Below are 20,746 nucleotides of genomic sequence, written 5' to 3'. Positions count from 1 at the left end.
GGCCGTCGCGTCGGAGACGCGTGCGGCGCGGTGGGCCGACCCCTCACCGGAGCGCCGGACGGGGCGGGCGGACGGGGCGGGGGACGGCACCCGAAGCGCCCCGCGAGACCTCACCATCGGCTCCCGGCCTCCCGGCGCCCGGACACGAAGGGAACGGAAACCGGCGCCCTCAGGGCGCGGTGCCTAGAGCGCGGGGCTCAGCTCCGGGTCCTCGCGCAGTTTGCCCAGGGCGCGCGACACGGCCGACTTGACCGTGCCGACGGAGACGCCGAGCACCTCCGCCGTCTGCGCCTCGCTCAGATCCTCGTAGTACCGCAGGACGACCATCGCCCGCTGCCGGGCGGGGAGTTTCGTGATCGCCCGCCACATCGCGTCGTGGAGCGCCTGCTGCTCGGCCGGGTCGGCGGCGGGCAGGCCCTCGGGCTCCGGCAGCTCGTCGCACGCGAACTCGTCCACCTTGCGCTTGCGCCACTGCGACGTCCGCGTGTTCAGCAGCGCCCGCCGGACGTAACCGTCGAGCGCCCGGTGGTCCTCGATCCGCTCCCAGGCCACGTAGGTCTTGGCCAGCGCGGTCTGCAGCAGGTCCTCGGCGTCGCACGGGTTGGCCGTCAGCGACCGGGCGGTGCGCAGCAGCACCGGCTGACGGGCCTTCACGTACGACGAGAACGACGGGTACGGAAGGGTCTGCCTCGCTGACGTGACGGCGTTCGAAGCGCTGGTGCAGACGGGTGTGGTCATGGCTCCACGCTAGGAGCGGCCCCCGTTCGGCGGATCGGCCGCAGGTCCCGAAGGCATGTCCGCCTCAGGTTGTAGGAGGGGGGCAGGCCCCACCTCCTGAAGGTGGACGAGCGGGGCCCGCACCCTCAGGGTCCATCCCTGAGGTGCCCGACGCGCGGGTACCGCGACCGGCCCGCACCCGCGTCGACGGACACGCGCTGTTCGTCGTCGGCGTCGGGCACGGCGACACCACCCCCGGCCGCCGGACAGGACGCGCGGGCGTCACCCGTGGCCGCGGTGCCCGGCGCCCGTCCCGGCCGACGCGGGCGCCGCTCCCCGAGCGCCCTCAGCCGACGCGGGCGACCGGCGCGTCCACGGCGTTCCGGTCGATGAGGACGGTGCGGCCCCCGTGCCGTTCCCTCACGTTCCCCGCGTACTGGTGGATCCGCCCCTTCGGCCAGGCGCCCCGGGCCAGCACCGGCTCCTTGGCCAGCTGCGGCTTCACCCGCCAGCGGGCGAACCAGAGCACCGAGGGAAGGTCCTTCACCCCGGCCCGCCGCGCGGTCTCCATGTGCTTCACGCCCGTCGCGGCGCTGCTGTAGAACCCGGGCAGATACCCCCGGGCGCGCACCTCGCGGTTCCAGCCGCGGACGAACGTCAGGGTCGAGGCGGCGCACTTCTTGTCGCGGTGGTTGTACGCCTCCACGTCCAGGTAGAGGGGGCTGCCCTGCTGGATGCCGATCGCCTTCGCCCGGCGCACCGCGTCGGCGGCCTCGGTCTTCCCGCGCTTCCAGGGATGGCGCCCGACGGTCACGTGCCGCTTGGAGCCGCTGGACACGCAGTTCGACTGCGATCCGACGTACAGCGGAAGGACCTTCCAGCCCTGCTTCTTCACCGTCTTCATCCACTTGTGCGTCAGCAGCGGCTGGTGGGGGCAGGCCCGGCCGCGGCCGCCGAAGTAGACGCCCACCGCGCGGTAGCGGGAGGCGCGCCAGCGGCGCATGGTGTCCGTCGACTGCGTGTGACAGGTGTCGAAGCCCCACCCCTTGAACCGGGGGGCCGCGCTCGGCCGCCGCCGCTGCTCCGGCTCGCGCCGCTGCTCCTCCCGCTCCCGCCGCGGCTCCGCCTCCGGTCGCGGCTCCCGTCCGGGCTCGCGTCCCGCCTCCTGGTCCGGACCGCCCGCTTCCCAGTCCTCCCATTCCCCCCGGTTCTCCCCCGGCCCCTGGTCCTCCCAGGAGTCGTGGTCCCCCCAGGAGTCCTGGTCCTCGTCGCCCGGGCCCTCGTCCCACTCCTCCCCGGGTTCCACCGGCTCGACGTCCGGGTCTCCCTCCAAGGCGGCGGCTCCCGCGTCGGACGTGCCCCACGGTCCGGGTCCGCCGGCCGGCTCCGGGTGGAGGCCGTCAGGACCCGCTCCCAGGGCGGCGAACTCAGGACCGCGGCCGACCGGCTCCGGGCCGGGCCCCGCCTCCGCGCCGGACGCCGGGGCTCCCGCCAGCAGGAGCAGCGTCAGGCTCAGGGCGACGGCGACCCGGGGGCCGCGCTGGTGGACGCTGTGACTCCGATGACGTCTGTGACGATACATACGGCGAGTGAACCGACCGACCCGTGTCCCCGGGCGTCAACCACACGCCTCGTTCATCCGTCCGACCCCAGAATCAACCCCGATGTGGGAACCCCGGCGCCCGCCGTGACGAGGACGCGGGCGGCGCCGGGCACCTGGTTCACCGCCGTGCCCCGCACCTGGCGTACCGCCTCCGCCAGTCCGTTCATGCCGTGCAGATACGCCTCGCCGAGCTGACCGCCGTGCGTGTTCAGCGGCAGCCGCTCCTCCGCCAAGAGGTCCGCCGCCTCACCCGGTCCGCAGAACCCGAACTCCTCCAGCTGCATCAGCACGAACGGCGTGAAGTGGTCGTAGAGGATCCCGACGTCGATGTCCGCCGGGGTCAGCCCCGACGTCCGCCACAGCCGGCGCGCCACGACTCCCGTCTCCGGGAGCCCGGTCAGGTCGTCCCGGTAGAAGCTGGTCATCTGCTCCTGCGCGCGCCCCGCGCCCTGGGCCGCCGCCGTGATCACCGCCGGGGGGCGCGGCAGATCGCGGGCCCGCTCCACGGACGTGACGACCAGTGCCTGCCCGCCGTCCGTCTCCTGGCAGCAGTCGAGCAGCCGCAGCGGCTCCACGATCCAGCGGGAGGCGGCGTGCTCGGCGAGGGTGATCGGGCGGCCGTGGAAGTACGCCGCCGGGTTGGTGGCCGCGTACCGCCGGCCGAGCACCGCCACCCGGCCGAACGCCTCCGGGGACAGCCCGTAGGCGTGCAGGTACCGCCGGGCCGCCATCGCCACCCAGGACGCGGGCGTGAGCAGTCCGAACGGCAGCGACCAGCCGAGAGCCGCGCCCTCCGCCGAGGGCTCCCGGTGCCGCACCCCCGAGCCGAACCGCCGCCCCGACCGTTCGTTGAAGGCCCGGTAGCAGACGACCACCTCGGCCGCTCCGGACGCGACCGCGAACGCGGCCTGCTGGACGGTCGCGCAGGCCGCACCGCCGCCGTAGTGCACGCGGGAGAAGAAGGACAGCTCCCCCATGCCGGCCGCCTGGGCGACGGTGATCTCCGGGCTGGTGTCCATGGTGAAGGTGACCAGGCCGTCCACGTCCGCCGGTGCCAGCCCCGCGTCGTCCAGCGCGGCCCGCACGGCCTCCACCGCCAGCCGCAGCTCGCTGCGCCCCGAGTCCTTCGAGAACTCGGTGGCGCCGATCCCGACGACCGCCGCCCTGCCGCCGAGGCCGTCCCGCGTCCGTACGCTCACGGCGCACCGCCCGACGCCCGGCCGCCGCCCGGCGCGGGAGCCGGAACCGGGGCCGCGACCGGGCTCGGGGCCGCGACGGTCACCGTCACCGTGCCGGTCACGTGCCGGCCGGCGCCGTTCGAGCCGATGACGGCCACCGTGGCCGTGTCTCCGTCCACGTGCTCGACCGTGCCCGTCAACACCATGGTGTCCCCCGGGTAGTTGGGGGCGCCGAGGCGGATGGCGACCCTGCGCAGCACGGCGCCCGGACCGAAGTGGTCGGTGATGTACCTGCCGACCAGCCCGTTGGTGGTCAGGATGTTCATGAAGACGTCCGGCGAGCCCTTGGCCCGGGCCAGTTCGGCGTCGTGGTGCACGTCCTGGTAGTCGCGGGAGGCGATCGCCCCGGCGACGACCAGGGTGCGGGTGATCGGGATCTCCAGCGGCGGCAACCGCTCACCGGCCTTCATGACGGCCCCTCCCGGTGGACGCTCGACTCCCCCGGCCTGCGCGGTACTTCGCCGCCGCGGCCCCTGTGCGCCCGTCCATGTCAGCCGCCCCCCTCGACGGCGGCGAACAGCGGCAGCACCAGCTCCTCGTCGCAGCGTTCGAACCTCAGCCGTACGGGCATCCCGATCCGCACCTCGTCGTACGGCACGCCCACGACGTTGCTCACCATCCGTACGCCCTCGGCCAGTTCGATCAGACCGACCGCGTACGGGGGGTCGAAGGCCGGGAACGGCGGATGGTGCATGACGACGTACGAGTAGACGGTCCCCTCTCCGCTCGCCTCGACCGTGTCCCACTCCGGGGAGCCGCACGCGTTGCACCCCGGCAGCCAGGGGAAGCGCAGGGTGCGGCAGCCGGCACACCGCTGGATCAGCAGCCGCCCGCGTCCGACGCCCTCCCAGAACCCGGCGTTGTCCCGGTTGATCACCGGCCGCGGCCTGCGTGCCTCCGGCCCCCGGCGGACGGGCGCGTATTTGAGGATGCGGAACCGGTGTGTCCCCGCGAGTCCGCCGTCGGCGGTGCGGACGTCCATGCGGGTCGTGACGAAGTGGCCCGTGCCCAGCCGGGTGGTCTTGCGCTCCGAGACGGACTCGATGACGGCGTCGAAGGTGATCTCGTCCCCGGGCCGCAGCGGCCGCAGGTACTCCTGCTCGCAGTCGGTGGCGACCACCGCCGTGCAGCCCGCGTCGTCGAGCAGTCCGAGCAGTTCGTCGTACGCGCCCGCGCGCCCCGCGCGGCCGGACAGGCCGGCCATCGTCCACACCTGGAGCATCGTCGGCGGTGCCACGGCGTCCGGCCCCCGGTAGGCGGGGTTCTCGTCGCCCATGGCCTCGCACCAGTGCCGGATCATCGGCGCGTTCACCGGGTCCCGGCCCAGCCCGGTGGCGGCGGCGGGCCGCCCCTCGTACGCCTTCAGGCGCACCGTGAACTCCTCGCTCACCGCCACTCCCCTCGTACGTCCGACGGTTTCTGACTGTCCGTCAGGTCACGTCGCCTGTCAAGGTCACCGGCATCCCTTGGGCTTCGGAAAGGCGGCCCCCTCCGCCCCGCCCCCTCACACGTCTGCGCGACGGCACCGAAGTGCCGCCGCGCAGGCGTGTGACCTCCCACAACCCCCTAGCACGCCCCCTGAGCACCCCAAGCTCCCCCCGGAGGCTTCAGGGCCGGCGCGAGTGCACCGGCCCCCGGCTCACCAGAGGTTGGTGAAGTTGACGGCGATGGTCTCGTTCGACTGGTCGATGGCCGTGAACGCGGAGCCGTTCACCTGCGCCGAGTTGCTCTGGTTCGAGGCACCGGAACCGACGGCCTGCTGCTGCGAGGTGGACGCGTTGCCGAAGTTGTCGTGTCCGACCCCGCTGCCGCTGATGGTGGCGACCGCCGCGTTCGATCCGTCGTCCGCGAATCCGCCGTTGTCGGCCGCAGCGACGCCCGACAAGAGGGCGGCGGCCAGTGGCAGGGCCGCGACGGCGGCGAAGACGCGGGCGGTACGGATGCTTGCCATGTGAGTTCCTCCAGAACCGGATGTACGCACCGGCCGAGACCGGAAAGTACGCGCTGACCCGAGGCAGTTGGCCGACCGCCTCGGTGGTGTTCTCGACGTCGCGAATCCAGAGTTGCCCAGCGGATCCCGGCGAACCACCCCGGATGAGGTGATTCGCCCCCAAGCGTGATGACATGTCGATAAACCCCCTTGATGACCTCTTCCGGTGCACTCGCTCCCGCGCGGCGGCGACTGGCGCCCTCCGGAGCGCAGGCACCGCAGGCGCTGAAGCGTTCCGCCACGACCCCGCCCGCCTGCCTCGACTCCACTCCTGAGCGCAGGTCCCGGTCGCCTCACGGCGAGGCCCCCTTCCCTTTCTCGAACGCTTGTACGAAAATAGAGTCATGGCCACCATCGACCGGCAGGCCACCACCGTGGCCCTGGCACACGCCCTGTCCGCCGCCGAACGCGGGCTGGCGGTCATCCCGCTGTCCCGCACCAAGCTCCCGGCCCTCCGATCCCCCCACCGCGACGACCCGGACCCCTCGGCGCCCGCCTGCCACGGCGAGTGCGGCCGTTTCGGACACGGCGTGTACGACGCCTCGACCGACGCCCGCCGCATCCGCGAACTCTTCGCCGCCGCCCCCTGGGCCAGCGGCTACGGCATCGCCTGCGGACTGCATCCGCACCACCTCATCGGCGTCGACCTCGACACCAAGTCGGGCACCGACTCCTCGGCCGCCCTGCGCGAACTGGCGCTGCGTCACCTCTTCACGATCCCCGAGACCGTGGTCGTCCTGACCCCCAGCGGCGGCCGCCACCTCTGGCTGAGCGGCCCGCCCGACGTGGTCGTGCCCAACTCGGCCGGCCGGCTGGCCCCCGGCATCGACATCAGGGGCGCCGGCGGCTATCTCGTCGGCCCCGGCTCCCGTACCGCACACGGCGTGTACGGCACGGCCCCGGGCACCGCCCGCCTGGCGCCCGCGCCCTGCCCGCCCGCACTGCTGCGCCTGCTCACGCCGCCGCCCCGGACCCACCGGCCGGGCTCGGGCGCGTCGAGCCGGCACGGCCAGGGCCTCGTCCAGTTCGTCCTCACCGCGCACGAGGGACAGCGCAACACCCGCCTCTTCTGGGCCGCCTGCCGCGCCTACGAGCACGGCTTCGGCACGGACCTGGCGGACGCCCTGGTCGACGCGGCGGTCGGCACCGGCCTCACCTACCGGGAGGCCCGCTCCACGATCGCCTCGGCGGCCCGGATGACGAGCCGCGGGGACGCGTAGGGCGGGACGCGACCGCGCGGCGGTCGGGCGCGGGGCGCTCGTGGTCCGCGCGGGGGTGTGTCCGGGGTGGTCCGGGGTCCGCGCGGACGCCACTCCGCCGCTCGCCCGCGCGCCGCCGTGGCGCGACGGCGCGCGGGTGGCGGGTGGCGGGTCGGCCGGGAACCGGCGGCGGCCGCCCGTCCGGCGCGTGCGCTGAGCCGGCCCCGGATCGGCGCCCGGCGGCCGGGCCCCGACGGGTGCCGGACCCCTGCGCGGGTGGCGGGTCGGCCGGGAACCGGCGGCGGCCGCCCGTCCGGCGCGGGCGCTGAGCCGGCCGCGGATCGGCGCCCGGCGCCGCACGTGCGCTGGAACGCCGCGCGGGTACGGCTCGGCCGGCCGGCGTGGCTCACACGCGTCCGCAACGGCCGACCGCGCGGGCCCGGTATGCCCAGGCCAGGGCCCCGAGCGTCCAGGCCGGACTCTCGGTGCGCTCAGGCCGAGGACCCCGCTGGTGACGGCGGGAGCAGGCCGTGCAGGACGAGGTCGGAGAGGGCGTCGGCCGTGCGGTTCCTGTCCCGCCCGGCCACCGGCGCGGCGTCCGGGTCCAGCCGGTCGGCGATCGGGTCCTGCGCCAGCGCCAGCGCGGGACCGGTGACGGCGAAGTACAGGACGTGCGCCGGCACGCGCGGGATGCGCCCGGCCGCCATGAGGCGGTCGAGGGCAGGCTCGACGCCGTCCCAGAACGGCTTCACGAACCGCGCGTGGAGATGGTCCAGGCGCCCGGAGTCACGCGTCGACTCGTCCGACATCAGCCGGTTCATCGCCGAGGCGTTCGCGGCCAGCCGGTAGAGCCGGACGACCGTGCTCCGCAGGAGTTCCTCGTCGTCCCGGGCCTCCGCCGCCACTCGGTCGAACCCGGCCTGGACGTCGCGCAGGGCGAAGTCGACCACGGCCCGCCAGAAGTTGCCCTTGGAGCCGTACCGGTCGTTGATGAAGTTATGGCTGACATCGAGGCGCCGGGCCAGTTCGCGCATCGTGGTCGCCGCGTAACCGAGCTCGGCGAAGGTGTCGAGCCCCCGCCGCAGGATCTCGCCCTCGTCCATCCGGACCGGGGCGTACTTCCCCCGCGCCTTCGGTGCCGCCTCTCGCCCTGTTCCCTCGGTCACTCCGGTCCCGTCTTCCCTCCGGCGCCACGCGGTCCACCGCCGCCCGTGCGCACATGGCGCGGCGGCCGGCGGTCCCCGCCGAACAGCACCCGCCCCGCTGATCCCCGCACCCCGTACGTCCACCCCCGAGCCGGCGCCCGGGTGAGTCGTCCGGCGATGCGCGATCCGAGTCTTCCATGCCGGTTCGGGCGGGTGAGCACCCTCACGCCGACATCGCTTGACGCTTGTCAGGCTGCGACGCATATTTGACGAGTCAAGTAAAATCGGGGTCGACCCCGGTGGCGCCGGCCCTCTGCCGGGCGTTCACCACCCGGGCGGCCACCGGAACACACGCAGACGGGAGCATTCCCATGGCAACACTCGACGAGAAGGTCGTCCTGATCACCGGTACCGGCGGAGGGATGGGCCGGGTCGCGGCGCAGATCTTCGCGCGGGAGGGCGCACGCGTCGTCGGAGGCGACATCAACGCCGCCGCGAACGAGGAGACGGTCGACCTCGTACGGCGGGCGGGCGGGGAGATGACCGGTGTCGCGCCGGTCGACCTCACCGACCCCGAGCAGGTCGAGCGGATGGTCGAGACAGCCGCCGCCGCCTACGGCGGTCTCGACGTGGTCTACAACAACGCGGCCTCCTTGCGGTTCGGCAGCATGCCGGACTTCTCCGTCGAGGACTGGCGGGCGACCGTGACGGGGGAGCTCGACATCCCGTTCTTCGTGTCGAAGTTCGCCTGGCCGCACCTGGTCCGGCGCGGGGGCGGGGTCGTCATCAACGTCGCGTCGATGGCCGGGATGATCGCCGGGGAGAATCCGCCGATGGTCGGGCACACCGCGGCGAACGCCGGTGTCATCGGCATGACGCGCCAGCTCGCGCTCGAAGGGGCGCCCCACGGCATCCGCTCGGTGGCGATCAGCCCCGGGCCCGTCCTGACCGCGGCCAGCGCCCGCGACCTGGGCGACAACCAGGCGGCTCGTGACGCGATCACCGCGAAGACCCTGCTCAAGCGCTTCGCCGAGCCCGAGGAGATCGTCGAGCTGGCAGCGTTCCTCGCCTCCGACCGGGCGGCCTACATCACGGGCGCGAACTACGCGGTCGACGGCGGCGCGAGCGCCTGGTGACTCCCCCGGACCGGTGCGCACCGGCCTCGTTCCGCCATCCGGCGCCCACATGCCGGAGCGCACCGGCCGCCATAGCCTGGTGGTCCGAGGGTGCCTGACGGCGCACGCCGGGCGTCCCTTTCCGCCCCGAGGAGGGTGATCATGGAGATCAAGGGTTCGGTGGCCCTGGTCACGGGAGCCAACCGCGGCATCGGCCTGGCGTTTGGCCGGGCGCTGCTCGCACACGGCGCCGTCAAGGTCTACGGCGGGGTCCGGGACCCGGAGAGCCTCCGGGACTCGGGGCTGGTGCCGCTGCGGCTGGACGTCACCGACGAGGAGCAGGTCGCGGAGGCCGCGCGCACCGCCGGCGACGTCACCATCGTCGTCAACAACGCCGGGGTCACCGGGGGCCCGTCCCTCCTGGAGGGCTCGTTCGAGGGCGCGCGGCGCGAGATGGAGGTCAACTACTTCGGCACGTGGGCCGTCACACGGGCGTTCGCTCCCGTCCTGGCCGCGAACGGCGGCGGAGCGGTCGTCAACATGCTGTCCGTGGCGTCCTGGGTGGCCAACCGCCGCTTCCCGAGCTACGCGGCCTCCAAGTCCGCCCAGTGGTCCCTGACGAACGCCTTCCGGATGGCGCTGCGGGACCAGGGCACGCTGGTGGTCGGGGTGCACGCCGGATACGTCGACACCGACCTGGCGGCGGAGGTCGACTCACCGAAGATCCTCGCGGAGGACGTGGCCGAGAAGGTGATGGAAGCCCTGCGCGACGACGAACCCGAGGTACTGGTCGACGAGGTCACCCGAAACGTTCGCTCCGCCCTCTCCGGCGAACTGAAAGCGCTGTACGCCGACCGCTGAGCCTCACACCGTCGCCGGGCGATAAGCCGGCCCGGTGATCGCTGTCCAGCAGGCCCCGCAGAAGATCATGTCGTTGTCCTCGTCGAAGACGAGGTCCGCGGGCTGGGCCGGTGCGGCCTTGGCCACCGCGAAGTCGATCGGCGTCCGCATGTAGCAGTGCGGGTCGCCCTGGGTCGGCCAGAACGGATCCTCGCCGTGGCCGGGCGGACGTGGACGGAAGCTGTTGCCGGCCCGGACGAGCGCGTCGACGACCTCGTACATGTGCTGCCGCGAGTGCCCCATGGCCCAAGTCTGCACAGGCTGCCCCTGGTGCCCAAGAGCCTCGTGGCCCTTCCCGCCGCACAGCCTTGGAGTGCCCGCTCGCACCGGGAGCCAGGGGGAACACCAGGCGTCCGCAAGGCATTTCACGCACGACCGCTTGAACGGCTGACGTTTACGGGCGTCCGCGCTTTCGCCGCCTGGGCTCAGGCGGCGGCCAGAACTCCCGAGTTACGACCCAGCCCACAGCAAGGCCGACAGCCAGCGACAGCCCGCTGTCCCATGACTTACCGGTCAGCACGTGCGCCACCACCGCGCAACACCCGTACATGACCAGGGCCACGGCGAAGTTGAGTAATCGCAGCCTCCAGGGCTACCGCCTCGACCGCGACTCGGTGCAGCCGCTCGACCTCTCGTCCGCCATGGCGCTCGGATACCCGGCGTGGCGGTTTGGTGCTGGCTGCAAGCCCTGCCGCCGTTGTGCGAAGCGCGGCCCTCTCCGGTCAGAAGTGGGATACACCGATCCAGGGTGAGACAAGGTCAAGCAGAAGGGGTGCCGCTCCGGAGAGTGGCACCCCTTCTGACCTGCAACCTTCTGACCTGCTGCGGTGGGTGTGGGATTTGAACCCACGGTGACATCGCTGCCACGACGGTTTTCAAGACCGTTCCCTTAGGCCGCTCGGGCAACCCACCCCGCGCGGGCGGCGATCACCGGACGCGCGGGGACAAGACTAACGGGTCGCGCGGCGCCTCCGTGGCCCGGAGGCGCCCGTGGGTCCGCCCGTGCGACCGGTCACCGTACGGGTCAGCTGTCGCCCTGGCGCGAGCCCAGCGTGACCTCCGCCGTGCGGGTCTTGCCGTCGCGCGTGTACGTGAGCTCGACGGTGTCGCCGGGCTTGTGGGTCCAGATCTCGCCGATCAGGGTCGGGCCGCTGTCGATCACCAGGTCGTCCAGCTTGGTGATGACGTCGCCGGGCTTCAGTCCCGCCTTGTCCGCGGGGCCGCCGGCCTCGACGGCGTCGGAGCTGCTGACGCCCTTGTCGGAGATCTTCGCGCCGTCCGTGCCCTCCTCCAGGGAGACGGACGCGCCGATCTTCGCGTACACCGGCTTGCCGGTCTTGATCAGCTGCTGGGCGACGTACTTGGCCTGGTTGACCGGGATCGCGAAGCCCAGGCCGATCGAGCCGGACTGGCTCTGGCCGCCGAGGCCGCCGCTGGTGGACTGGATCGCGGAGTTGATGCCGATGACCGCGCCCTTGGCGTCCAGCAGCGGGCCGCCGGAGTTGCCCGGGTTGATGGAGGCGTCGGTCTGCAGGGCGCTCATGTAGGAGGCCTTGCTGCTGGCGCTGCCGTCGCTGGAGGCCACCGGGCGGTTCTTGGCGCTGATGATGCCCGTCGTCACCGTGTTCGACAGACCGAAGGGCGCGCCGATCGCGATGGTCGAGTCGCCGACGGCGACCTTGTCGGAGTCGCCGAGGGGCAGCGGCTTGAGGTCCGACGGCTTGTTCTTGAGCTTGATGACGGCGACGTCGTACCCCTGCGCGTGCCCGACCACCTCGGCGTTGTACTTCTTGCCGTTCGGGAAGGTGGCGCTCAGCTTGCCGCCGTCGACCGCCTCGGCCACGACGTGGTTGTTGGTCAGGATGTGGCCCTGCTTGTCGAAGACGAAGCCGGTACCGGTGCCGCCCTCCCCGCTGCTGCTCTCGGCCTCGATGGTGACCGTGCTCGGCAGCGCGGCGGTGGCGACGCCCGCGATCGTCCCGGCGTCGCGCTTGAAGTCGCCGCCGCCACCGGAGGCGGACACGGTCGTCGAGTCCGTGGCGCCGTCGTCGTTCTTGGCGAGCGAGTAGCCGAGGCCGCCGCCGACGCCGCCCGCGACCAGCGCGGCCACCAGGACCCCGGCGACGAGGCCGCCGCGTCCGGGCTTGCGGCCCGGCGCGGGCTGCTGCTGGTAGGAGGAGCCCCAGCCGCCGGACCCCGAACCGCCGTCCGCGTACGAGGGAGTGGCGGGCGGGGGCGGGGGCCAGTTCGCCTCGGCCGCGGACGGGGAGCCGGCCGCGCCCTGGCCCTGTCCGCCGAATCCGTGGTTCTGCCCGTGCTCGCCGAAGCCCTGCGCCGGCCCGGCGTGCCCCGCTCCCGACGCCCCCGGAGTGCCGGCACCCGCGGACGCGTACGGCGCGCCCGACCCGGCGGCCGCCGGGTCGTGCTCCGACGCACCGGGCTGCCCGTGCGGCACCGGCGGGAGCGGAGTCGTCGGCGCGCCTCCCTCGGGCGCAGGGTTCTGCGCGGAAGCAGCGGGAGTGTCCACCGGCACAGGAGGTGCAGACGGGGCCGGGGGTACCGCAGTGCCCTCGTTCTCGGTGCTCACAGCTCTTCTCCTCGGTCCACGGCTGTTGTTCTCGGTCGCACTCGGTCACGCTCGCTCACGCTTGTCGACGACCCGGCGCGATTCAGCTGTGCATGTGCTTTTGTATGCCGTCAGCTTTTCCCACCGGCCGTCAGAGCACCATAAGCGGTGCCTGTGAGTCCGGGGCCATCCTTTATATCGGACGATTACGACAAAACGACTGGATTCCTGACGTCTTCGCCTGCACGTCCGCCCCTCGGCGGTGGCACCATGACGCGGTGACCCTCGCACGACAGCACCCGATCCAGGTCGTCGCTCACCGGGGCGCCTCCGAAGAGGCCCCCGAGCACACGCTGGCCGCGTACAAGAAGGCGATCGAGGACGGCGCCGACGCCCTCGAGTGCGACGTGCGGCTGACCGCGGACGGCCACCTCGTCTGCGTCCACGACCGCCGCGTCAACCGCACCTCCAACGGACGCGGCGCGGTCTCCGCGCTGGAGCTCGCCGACCTGGCGGCCCTGGACTTTGGTTCCTGGAAGAACGGCGACGAGGCCCCGGACTGGGAGCACGGTCCCGGCGACCCGGAGGCCACCTCCGTCCTCACCCTGGAGCGGCTGCTCGAACTCGTCGCCGACGCGGGCCGCCGGGTGGAACTCGCCATCGAGACCAAGCACCCCACCCGCTGGGCGGGACAGGTCGAGGACCGCCTGCTCCTGCTGCTGAAGCGCTTCGGCCTGGACGCGCCGGAGACCGCCGCCGAGTCCCCGGTGCGCGTCATGAGCTTCTCGGCGCGCTCCCTGCACCGCGTCCGGGCGGCCTCCCCGAACGTGCCGACGGTCTATCTGCTCCAGTTCGTCTCGCCCCGGCTGCGCGACGGACGCCTGCCCGCGGGTGTCCGGATCGCGGGCCCCTCCGTGCGGATCGTGCGCGGCAACCCGGGCTACGTCGAGCGGTTGAAGAAGAACGGGCACCAGGTGCACGTGTGGACCGTGAACGAGGCCGAGGACGTCGATCTCTGCGCCGAGCTGGGCGTCGACGCCATCATCACCAACCGCCCGCGCGCCGTCCTGGACCGGCTGGGCCGCTGACGAAGCCGCCCGGCACCCCGGTTACCCGCCACCGGTAACCAGCCATTCGTCACAGGGAGTGCACCGGCGCGTTCGTTCCGTATTCGATCGTTACGAGTGCGTCAGCAGACGTGTGTTGGCCGGTTTCCGGTCCAGTCCAAGAGGGCATTCACACCGTGGCGTGGGGCAAAGGAGGTCTCGGGGGTGGCGTTGGTGGTGGCACAGGAGGTGCCCACGTCGTCGAGCATGGCCGTTCCCCATGGCCCTGCGGGCGTGGGAGAAGCGAGACACCGGATGCGGGACCAGCTGCGGTCCGGTGGGGTGGCGGAATCGGTCATCGACGACGCCGTACTGATCCTTTCCGAACTACTGAGCAACGCGTGCCGTCACGGACGGCCGCTGGGCGACGCCCTGTCGGGTGACGGAGACGTCCGCGCGGCCTGGCGCGTCGACCCGGCGGGACGGCTCACGGTCGAGGTCACGGACGGCGGTGGTCCGACCCGCCCGGTTCCGGCCACGCCCTCGGTCACCGCACGCGGCGGCCGCGGGCTGAACATCATCACGGCGCTCGCCAAGGACTGGGGCGTCCGCGACGACACACGGGGAGAGGTCACGGTGTGGGTCGTCGTCCAGGACGACGTCGTGAGCGCGCACCGGCGTGACAATTTCGCTACGCGCGTCGCGTCACCGCACGTGTCGCGCATCCCCGAACTCGACTTCGCGGACGCGTTCGACGACCTGGACTGAGAAGCCGCGCCGGGGCCCGGAGCAGGACGCCGGGCCCCGCGGAAAGCCGTGTCCGGCCCGGTGTCGCGCCGCGGCCGGACGTCGCGCCCCGGGGACGGGGCGCCCCTGGACCGGCACCCCGTGGACGACCCGCCGGCTCCGCGCCGAGCCGGTGCGTTGTCCACAGGGTCCCGTCCCTCGTCGTACGAACGGCTAGGCTCGCGCCCGTACGAGACGAGCCGTAACCGGGAGACACCCACGATGGCCAAGAAGCGACCCCAGACCAAGGCCGGGAAGCCGCAGCTGAAGGACGGGGCCCGCGCCGCAGGCGCCGAGGGATCCGTCCCGGTGGTCGGCGCGCGCGAGCCCTGCCCCTGCGGCAGCGGCCGGCGGTACAAGGCCTGCCACGGCCGGGCGGCCGCGCACGCGGTCACCGAGCTGGTGCAGCGCCCCTTCGAGGGCCTGCCCGGCGAGGGCGACTGGGTCGCGCTGCGCGAGCTGGTGCCGGCGGCGACCGTCGAGCTGACCCTCAAGGAGGGCCTCCCCGAGGGCGTCCCCTCGGTCACGCTCGCCACGGTGCTGCCGATGGCATGGCCCGCGCTGCGCCGCGACGACGGCTCGGTCCTGCTCGGCCTGCAGAACGACACCGCCTCCGGTGACATCAGCCGCGACCTCGCCGACACCCTGCGGCGCGCCCTGACGGCGCCGCCCGGCACGCCGGTCGAGGGCCGCCGCGCCCCCGCCGACGGGCCGCGTCTGCAGGACGTGCTCGACCCCGAGGGCGCCTTCGAGCCGGTCGTGCACTCCGGCTTCGAGTTCTGGGTCCCGGACGCGGAGAACGCGACCCCGGAGGTGACCGCCTCCCTGGAGCGGGCCAACGCGGCCGCCATCCCGACCGTCAAGCTCTCCGGCGTCGACGCGGCGTACTGGTGCGAGACCCCGGACAAGAACCACCTGCGCTGGGTCATGCCGCACCCCGAGGAGCAACTTCTGGACGCGCTGGCGCGGCTGCACGCGGCGGGCGGATCCGGTCTCGGCGAGGGCACGCGACTCGTCGGCTCCTTCCGGGCGCACGGTCTGACGGTGCCGGTGTGGGACCTGCCGAGCGAGGTCACGGCCGACGACATCGAGAAGCCCGCGGCCGAGTTCGCGGAGCGTCTGGCGGCCGCCCTGGCGACGGACGCGCCGCTCACCGCGGACGAGCGCCGCGCGCGCGGCGGCCTCACCAACCGACAGGTCACGCTCAGCTGACACACCCCGGGACGCTGACCGACCGGTCAGCTCGTCAGGACCTCAGGGAGGGGTGACTCCTGTCACAACTCCCGGTCCCGGCAAGGAAATCGGTGTCTGAATAGCCGAGTTCGAATTTGCGAACCGCCGATCTCTTGTTACCGTTCCCGTAGCCCGGTTGCTGGTGCATCCCCCGTCGCCAGCAACCGGGTCTTTTCACGCCCGGGTTCCGGCATCCCGCGCCGCCCCGCCGGCGCCCCGCTCCGCTGCCGGTGCCAACGGCCTTACGGCCGGGCCGAGTTGCTCCCCGAGCGCAGCAGCAGCGGTCCCCGCCCCGCACTCCTCGCGAACTCCGCCACCGCCGAGTACGCCGCCGCCTCGCCCGCCGAGCGCTCCCTGGGTGTCTCACACGTCTCCGGCTCGTCCCCGGCGTCCACGGCGCAGTGGATCTGCACCGTGCGGCCACCGGGCGCGAGGAGGCTCAGCACGGCGCTCAGCGCCTCGCCGGTCGCGTTGCGGTAGTAGGTGCGCGCCCAGGTCTCCCGCCCTTGCCGCAGGACGCAGGTCTGCGCCTCGATGCCGTCGGGGGAGGAGAGCTCCGGACCGCAGGCGGCGGCGGTGGCGAGACCGAGGCCGAGGAGCAGCGGCGAGCGCGAGGGCTCGGGGGCCGCCCGCTTCGCGTCGTCGCGGACGGGGGCGCGGACGGCCGCGGGACCGCCGTCACCGACGGGTCCCGCGGATGCCACGGCGAGCGGAAGGGCGATCACGGCCGCCACGAAGCCGACGAGTGCGAGCAGGCGGACTCTTCGGGTGTCCGGGGGCCGTCCGCCGGAGTGACGCAGCATACGAGGGAACATAACGGCCCGGAGGGGACGCCCGGTTCGCCGCGCGCCCGACACCCCTACAACTCGGGCGCGCTCACACCCGTACGAGTGAGGGCCTCCACGACCGCGTCCACGACGGCTTCCACGTCGGGTACCCAGGGCGCGGCCGAACCCGGCAGCGGGGCCCGCTCCCAGCGGACCTCGCCCTGGCCGGTCTCGGAGGGGGGCAGCGCGAGGTAGCCGCCGTCCCCGTGGAAGCGCAGGGAGCCCGGGACGTGGTCCTTGGCGTACAGCAGCTCGCCGAGCTGCTCCAGGGAGTACGGCGCGACGAGGATCGCCCAGCGGGAGGGCGAGGCGACGACCGGGCCGAGGCGCATGCCCATGAGGTCGAGTGCGCCGAGCGCGCGGGCGGCCGCCAGGGAGGGCAGGCTCACCGCGCAGGGGGCCGCTCCGCCGGTGGCCAGCACGATGGGTGCCGACGGACGGTTGCCCCACCACCAGCGCACCATGCGCGCGTCGGTGCTGGCCGCGAGGAGGCCGGGGTCGAAGGGATGGGCGCCCGGCACCGTGCACTCCGGGTCGGGACATCCGCAGCCGGCCCGCCCCCGCGGGTCCGGCGCCACTCCCGGGAGTACGGGCCACCGCCATTCGGTCGCGAAGGTCAGGGCCGCGCTGAGCATCTCAGGGCTCCGGCTGTTCCGCCTGGACAGGAGCCTGCGTCGCCTTCCGAGGATCTCGCGCATGAGCGCTCGTTCCTTTCCGTTGCACGCCTGGCAACACCGAGGATCACATCACACCATGTGTCGATCTCTTCACTGTGCGTACCTGCTGGCGCATCACACCCCTGCGCGAGGCAAGGGGAACCCCTATGGGCCGAACGTTGGCTGCATCCGCGTCCATACTGCGTCTGGCAGAAGCATGGGCATGGCGTGGGGTGGCGGCGCCTGGCGTTTTGCCGTCCCGCATATGTCCAGCCGCCTCCGCCACGGGAGGATGGGGCACGGTCGTCGGTGGTTAAGACGCCCGGGTCCGCCGCCAGGTTCCGAGTGGATGCCATCCACCCCTGACCTTCACCGAGTACGTACCCATCACGACCGCTGTGACGCTCCGTCGAGCAAGGCCAGTCGACCTCAATAACCCGTTACCCGAAGCAGTTTTAAGCCAACTTCGCTTTTCCGCAAGTGTCTCACGGACACCAGGAATCCCAGCAGGACAATGCTGGACATCCCCTCACGCATGCGTGTACATGTGGAGACACTGCTAGCGGCGCAGAATGACATGGGGGTTTGCGATGCTATTGAGCAAAACGCACCGGTCGGAAAGCCGGATGCCATGAACGCCCCTCACCTTCCGAAAGTGGCCGGAATCGATTCCACGGTCCCCGCGCCCGCACACACTGTCGCGCCCGCGCCCGCCCCCACGGAGGCCCCTTCGGCCCCGCCCCCCGCCGACCCCGGAGCCGTCCTCCAGGACCGCCTCGCGGGCTGGGTCTCCGACCTCACCACGCTGCACGAACTCACCGAGCGGCTCGCGCGCACGGCCTCGCTCGACGAGGCGCTCCAGGAGCTGCTGCGCGCCGGGGCCACCCTCGTCGGCGCCCGCCGCGGCCTGGTCGTCCTCGAACCGCGCGACGGGCTCGGCCCGGACACCACCATCGGGCTCGGCCTGGCCCGCGCCGACCTCGGCCACATCGAGACCCTCCCGCGCAGCAGCACGTCGTACGGGAAGATCCTGGACGGGCTGCCCGGCGGCGAGGGCGAGATCACGCAGCCGGACCTGTTCGGCGAGGACGGGCTCGACCCGCGCCACCGCGAGGTCGCCGCCCGGCTCGGCTACGCCGCCAGCTACGCCCTGCCGCTCTCCACCGAGGCCGGGGAGCGTCTCGGCGCCGCCGTGTGGCTCTACGACGAGCCCGCCGAGCCCGCCGAGCGCCGGCGCCACCTCGTCGGCCTCTACGCCCGCCACGCCACCGAGCACCTGGCCCGGCTGGTGGAACTGGAGCGCACGCGCGCGTGCATGACGACGATCTCCGAGGAGCTGCTCCCGTCGCGGCTGCCCCGGGTCGCCGGGGTCCAGCTCGCCGCCCGCCACCGCACCGGACCGCGCGGCGGCGGCGACTGGTACGACGCGCTGCCGCTGCCGGACGCGGCGCTCGGCCTCGCCGTCGGCTCGGTCACCGGCTCGGGCCCCAGCGCGGTCGCCGCCATGGGCCGCCTGAGAGCCTCGCTGCGGGCCTACGCCGTGATGGAGGGCGAGGATCCCGTCGCCGTCCTGTCCGACCTGGAACTGCTGCTGCGGCTCACCGAGCCCGCCCGCTCCGCCACCGCCCTCTTCGCCTACTGCGAGCCCGCGCTGCGCAAGATCACGCTGGCCGGGGCGGGGCACAGCCCGCCGCTGGTCATCGGCGACCGGCGCACCGAGTTCGTCGAGACGTCCCTGTCGGCGCCGCTCGGGATGCTCGCCTGCTGGGAGGCGCCGAGCGTCGAGATGTGCGCCCGGCCGGGCGAGACGGTGCTCCTCTACACGGACGGGCTGCTGCATCGCACCGGCGACCCCATGGACCGCGCCTTCGCCCGGCTGCACGCCGCCGCGGCGGGCGTCCCGAGGGCGCTGCGCGGCGACCCGGGCGCGGTCGCCGACCACGTCCTGCGGACCGTGCTGCCGGACGGCCTCGACGAGGCCGACAGTGACGAGGACGTCGTCCTGCTGGCCGCCCGCTTCGAATGAGCCCCCGGGACCGCCGCGGACGGCACGCGGAACACGACCGCGCGTGACGCCGCAGGTAACAGGTCCTATGGCCCTGGGCCCCCTTCCGTACGACCGTACGATGGGGGTGGTCCAGAGTCGTAACGAGGAGGCAGACCGTGTCGGAGGCGCTCACACCGGAGACCCCGGAAGCCGTGCTTGACGATGCCGCTGACGAAGCGGGCGAAGAAGAGCCGATCAAGCAGCGGAAGAACGGCCTGTACCCGGGCGTGTCCGACGAGCTCGCCGAGAACATGAAGTCCGGCTGGGCCGACACGGAGCTGCGTGGGCTGGAGCCGATCGCGCAGGCCGCGCACACGGCGGCCCGCCGTGCCGCGCTGTCGGCGCGCTTCCCGGGCGAGCGGCTGGTGGTGCCCGCGGGCAACCTGAAGACCCGCTCGAACGACACGGAGTACGCCTTCCGCGCCTCCACCGAGTACGCGTACCTCACCGGCAACCTCACCGAGGACGGCGTCCTGGTGATGGAGCCGGCCACGGACGGGCACCGGGCGACGCTCTACCTGCTGCCCCGCTCCGACCGCGAGAACGGCGAGTTCTGGCTCTCCGGCCAGGGCGAGCTGTGGGTCGGCCGGCGGCACTCGCTGACCGAGGCCGAGCAGCTGTACGGCATCCCGGCCTCCGACGTCCGCGAGCTGCCCGAGCGGCTCCGCGAGGCCACCGGACCGGTCCGGGTCGTCCGCGGCCACGACGCCGGGATCGAGGCGGCGCTGACCGACAAGGTGACCGCCGAGCGCGACGAGGAGCTGCGGGTCTTCCTCTCCGAGGCCCGCCTCGTCAAGGACGAGTTCGAGGCCGGCGAGCTGCAGAAGGCCGTCGACTCGACCGTGCGCGGCTTCGAGGACGTCGTCCGGGTCCTGGACAGGGCCGAGGCCACCAGCGAGCGCTACATCGAGGGCACCTTCTTCCTGCGCGCGCGGGTCGAGGGCAACGACATCGGCTACGGCTCCATCTGCGCCGCGGGCCCGCACGCCTGCACGCTGCACTGGGTGCGCAACGACGGCCCGGTGCGCTCCGGCGACCTGCTGCTGCTGGACGCGGGCGTGGAGACGCACACGCTCTACACCGCCGACGTCACGCGCACGCTGCCGGTCAACGGCCGCTACACCGAGATCCAGAAGAAGATCTACGACGCCGTGTACGAGGCGCAGGAGGCCGGTATCGCGGCCGTCCGCCCGGGTGCCAAGTACCGCGACTTCCACGACGCCTCGCAGCGCGTGCTGACCGAGAAGCTCGTCGAGTGGGGTCTCGTCGAGGGACCGGTCGAGCGGGTCCTGGAGCTGGGCCTCCAGCGCCGCTGGACCCTGCACGGCACCGGCCACATGCTCGGCATGGACGTGCACGACTGCGCCGCCGCCCGCACCGAGTCGTACGTGGACGGCACGCTGGAGCCGGGCATGTGCCTGACCGTCGAGCCGGGCCTGTACTTCCAGGCGGACGACCTGACCGTCCCCGAGGAGTACCGCGGCATCGGCGTGCGGATCGAGGACGACATCCTGGTCACCGAGGACGGCAACCGGAACCTGTCGGCCGCGCTGCCGCGCCGCTCCGACGAGGTCGAGGCCTGGATGGCGGCGCTCACCGCCTGAGCCGGGGGGTTCGCACGCCCAGTAAGGGAAGACGGCCGGGTACCGGGAAGGTGCCCGGCCGTTCGTGTGTCTAC

19 protein-coding genes and 1 tRNA gene are annotated in these 20,746 nt (G+C 73.0%); 8 read left to right on the top strand and 12 right to left on the bottom strand.

Annotated features, from left to right (window positions below; all coding sequences use genetic code 11):
* Window positions 1-183: 183 nt before the first annotated feature.
* The 6 genes from ACWGIS_RS06925 to ACWGIS_RS06900 all read right to left on the bottom strand — a co-directional run bounded on the left by ACWGIS_RS06925 (window position 184) and on the right by ACWGIS_RS06900 (window position 5,509).
* On the bottom strand, window positions 184-738 hold the full coding sequence (locus ACWGIS_RS06925; protein WP_453361346.1) for a SigE family RNA polymerase sigma factor: 555 nt from the start codon (window positions 736-738) through the stop codon (window positions 184-186).
* Between the two features lie 325 nt (window positions 739-1,063).
* Entirely contained in the window at window positions 1,064-2,299 is a 1,236-nt protein-coding gene (locus ACWGIS_RS06920; protein WP_453361345.1) for a glycoside hydrolase domain-containing protein, read from the bottom strand.
* A gap of 53 nt (window positions 2,300-2,352) precedes the next feature.
* Window positions 2,353-3,519: a lipid-transfer protein gene (locus tag ACWGIS_RS06915; RefSeq protein WP_453361344.1), complete on the bottom strand. Its 1,167-nt coding sequence runs from the start codon at window positions 3,517-3,519 to the stop codon at window positions 2,353-2,355.
* Window positions 3,516-3,968 carry a MaoC family dehydratase gene (locus tag ACWGIS_RS06910; protein ID WP_453361343.1) on the bottom strand — a complete coding sequence of 151 codons (453 nt, stop codon included), beginning with the start codon at window positions 3,966-3,968 and terminating at the stop codon, window positions 3,516-3,518. Before ACWGIS_RS06910 ends, ACWGIS_RS06915 begins: the two co-directional genes overlap by 4 nt.
* A gap of 80 nt (window positions 3,969-4,048) precedes the next feature.
* Entirely contained in the window at window positions 4,049-4,954 is a 906-nt protein-coding gene (locus tag ACWGIS_RS06905) for a bifunctional MaoC family dehydratase N-terminal/OB-fold nucleic acid binding domain-containing protein (protein ID WP_453361342.1), read from the bottom strand.
* A gap of 243 nt (window positions 4,955-5,197) precedes the next feature.
* On the bottom strand, window positions 5,198-5,509 hold the full coding sequence (locus ACWGIS_RS06900) for a hypothetical protein (protein WP_453361341.1): 312 nt from the start codon (window positions 5,507-5,509) through the stop codon (window positions 5,198-5,200).
* A gap of 383 nt (window positions 5,510-5,892) precedes the next feature.
* Here ACWGIS_RS06900 and ACWGIS_RS06895 point away from each other — a divergent pair, with 383 nt between their 5' ends.
* On the top strand, window positions 5,893-6,768 hold the full coding sequence (locus tag ACWGIS_RS06895) for a bifunctional DNA primase/polymerase (protein ID WP_453361340.1): 876 nt from the start codon (window positions 5,893-5,895) through the stop codon (window positions 6,766-6,768).
* 470 nt (window positions 6,769-7,238) lie between these two features.
* Here ACWGIS_RS06895 and ACWGIS_RS06890 read toward each other — a convergent pair whose 3' ends face one another.
* Entirely contained in the window at window positions 7,239-7,913 is a 675-nt protein-coding gene (locus ACWGIS_RS06890; protein ID WP_453361339.1) for a TetR/AcrR family transcriptional regulator, read from the bottom strand.
* A gap of 350 nt (window positions 7,914-8,263) precedes the next feature.
* Here ACWGIS_RS06890 and ACWGIS_RS06885 point away from each other — a divergent pair, with 350 nt between their 5' ends.
* Window positions 8,264-9,028: an SDR family NAD(P)-dependent oxidoreductase gene (locus tag ACWGIS_RS06885; protein WP_453361338.1), complete on the top strand. Its 765-nt coding sequence runs from the start codon at window positions 8,264-8,266 to the stop codon at window positions 9,026-9,028.
* A gap of 141 nt (window positions 9,029-9,169) precedes the next feature.
* Window positions 9,170-9,868, top strand: coding sequence for an SDR family oxidoreductase (locus ACWGIS_RS06880; protein WP_453361337.1), 699 nt, complete (start codon window positions 9,170-9,172; stop codon window positions 9,866-9,868).
* Between the two features lie 3 nt (window positions 9,869-9,871).
* On the opposite strand, the gene ACWGIS_RS06875 is transcribed toward ACWGIS_RS06880, so the two are convergent.
* The 3 genes from ACWGIS_RS06875 to ACWGIS_RS06865 all read right to left on the bottom strand — a co-directional run bounded on the left by ACWGIS_RS06875 (window position 9,872) and on the right by ACWGIS_RS06865 (window position 12,494).
* Entirely contained in the window at window positions 9,872-10,150 is a 279-nt protein-coding gene (locus ACWGIS_RS06875) for a hypothetical protein (RefSeq protein WP_453361336.1), read from the bottom strand.
* Window positions 10,151-10,732: 582 nt separating this feature from the next.
* Window positions 10,733-10,819 (bottom strand) — tRNA-Ser (locus ACWGIS_RS06870).
* A 112-nt stretch (window positions 10,820-10,931) separates the two neighbouring features.
* Window positions 10,932-12,494 carry a S1C family serine protease gene (locus tag ACWGIS_RS06865; RefSeq protein WP_453361335.1) on the bottom strand — a complete coding sequence of 521 codons (1,563 nt, stop codon included), beginning with the start codon at window positions 12,492-12,494 and terminating at the stop codon, window positions 10,932-10,934.
* Window positions 12,495-12,751: 257 nt separating this feature from the next.
* Here ACWGIS_RS06865 and ACWGIS_RS06860 point away from each other — a divergent pair, with 257 nt between their 5' ends.
* The 3 genes from ACWGIS_RS06860 to ACWGIS_RS06850 all read left to right on the top strand — a co-directional run bounded on the left by ACWGIS_RS06860 (window position 12,752) and on the right by ACWGIS_RS06850 (window position 15,517).
* A complete protein-coding gene (locus ACWGIS_RS06860) occupies window positions 12,752-13,561 on the top strand; it encodes a glycerophosphodiester phosphodiesterase (protein ID WP_453361334.1) in 810 nt (269 codons plus the stop codon).
* 96 nt (window positions 13,562-13,657) lie between these two features.
* A complete protein-coding gene (locus ACWGIS_RS06855) occupies window positions 13,658-14,287 on the top strand; it encodes an ATP-binding protein (protein ID WP_453361333.1) in 630 nt (209 codons plus the stop codon).
* A gap of 240 nt (window positions 14,288-14,527) precedes the next feature.
* Window positions 14,528-15,517, top strand: coding sequence for a DUF5926 family protein (locus ACWGIS_RS06850; protein ID WP_453361332.1), 990 nt, complete (start codon window positions 14,528-14,530; stop codon window positions 15,515-15,517).
* Between the two features lie 263 nt (window positions 15,518-15,780).
* Here ACWGIS_RS06850 and ACWGIS_RS06845 read toward each other — a convergent pair whose 3' ends face one another.
* Window positions 15,781-16,341: a hypothetical protein gene (locus tag ACWGIS_RS06845; protein ID WP_453361331.1), complete on the bottom strand. Its 561-nt coding sequence runs from the start codon at window positions 16,339-16,341 to the stop codon at window positions 15,781-15,783.
* 56 nt (window positions 16,342-16,397) lie between these two features.
* Window positions 16,398-17,063, bottom strand: coding sequence for a bifunctional DNA primase/polymerase (locus ACWGIS_RS06840; RefSeq protein ID WP_453361330.1), 666 nt, complete (start codon window positions 17,061-17,063; stop codon window positions 16,398-16,400).
* 472 nt (window positions 17,064-17,535) lie between these two features.
* Between ACWGIS_RS06840 and ACWGIS_RS06835 the strand changes: the two genes are divergently transcribed.
* Complete coding sequence (locus tag ACWGIS_RS06835) at window positions 17,536-19,047, top strand: PP2C family protein-serine/threonine phosphatase (protein WP_453361329.1); 1,512 nt, start codon at window positions 17,536-17,538, stop codon at window positions 19,045-19,047.
* Window positions 19,048-19,184: 137 nt separating this feature from the next.
* On the top strand, window positions 19,185-20,672 hold the full coding sequence (locus ACWGIS_RS06830) for an aminopeptidase P family protein (RefSeq protein WP_453361328.1): 1,488 nt from the start codon (window positions 19,185-19,187) through the stop codon (window positions 20,670-20,672).
* Window positions 20,673-20,746 lie beyond the last annotated feature (74 nt).

This window comes from Streptomyces sp. NPDC054842 (genome assembly GCF_053611025.1).
The sequence above is the reverse complement of the archived record's forward strand: the minus strand, read 5'-3'. Positions and strand labels throughout refer to the sequence as shown.

Coding starts and splice junctions, on each gene's coding strand:
- ACWGIS_RS06925 (WP_453361346.1), bottom strand. CDS start 738: ATGACCACACCCGTCTGCACCAGCGCTTCGAACGCCGTCACGTCAGCG.
- ACWGIS_RS06920 (WP_453361345.1), bottom strand. CDS start 2,299: ATGTATCGTCACAGACGTCATCGGAGTCACAGCGTCCACCAGCGCGGC.
- ACWGIS_RS06910 (WP_453361343.1), bottom strand. CDS start 3,968: ATGAAGGCCGGTGAGCGGTTGCCGCCGCTGGAGATCCCGATCACCCGC.
- ACWGIS_RS06900 (WP_453361341.1), bottom strand. CDS start 5,509: ATGGCAAGCATCCGTACCGCCCGCGTCTTCGCCGCCGTCGCGGCCCTG.
- ACWGIS_RS06895 (WP_453361340.1), top strand. CDS start 5,893: ATGGCCACCATCGACCGGCAGGCCACCACCGTGGCCCTGGCACACGCC.
- ACWGIS_RS06885 (WP_453361338.1), top strand. CDS start 8,264: ATGGCAACACTCGACGAGAAGGTCGTCCTGATCACCGGTACCGGCGGA.
- ACWGIS_RS06880 (WP_453361337.1), top strand. CDS start 9,170: ATGGAGATCAAGGGTTCGGTGGCCCTGGTCACGGGAGCCAACCGCGGC.
- ACWGIS_RS06875 (WP_453361336.1), bottom strand. CDS start 10,150: ATGGGGCACTCGCGGCAGCACATGTACGAGGTCGTCGACGCGCTCGTC.
- ACWGIS_RS06850 (WP_453361332.1), top strand. CDS start 14,528: ATGGCCAAGAAGCGACCCCAGACCAAGGCCGGGAAGCCGCAGCTGAAG.
- ACWGIS_RS06845 (WP_453361331.1), bottom strand. CDS start 16,341: ATGCTGCGTCACTCCGGCGGACGGCCCCCGGACACCCGAAGAGTCCGC.
- ACWGIS_RS06840 (WP_453361330.1), bottom strand. CDS start 17,063: ATGCGCGAGATCCTCGGAAGGCGACGCAGGCTCCTGTCCAGGCGGAAC.
- ACWGIS_RS06835 (WP_453361329.1), top strand. CDS start 17,536: ATGCTGGACATCCCCTCACGCATGCGTGTACATGTGGAGACACTGCTA.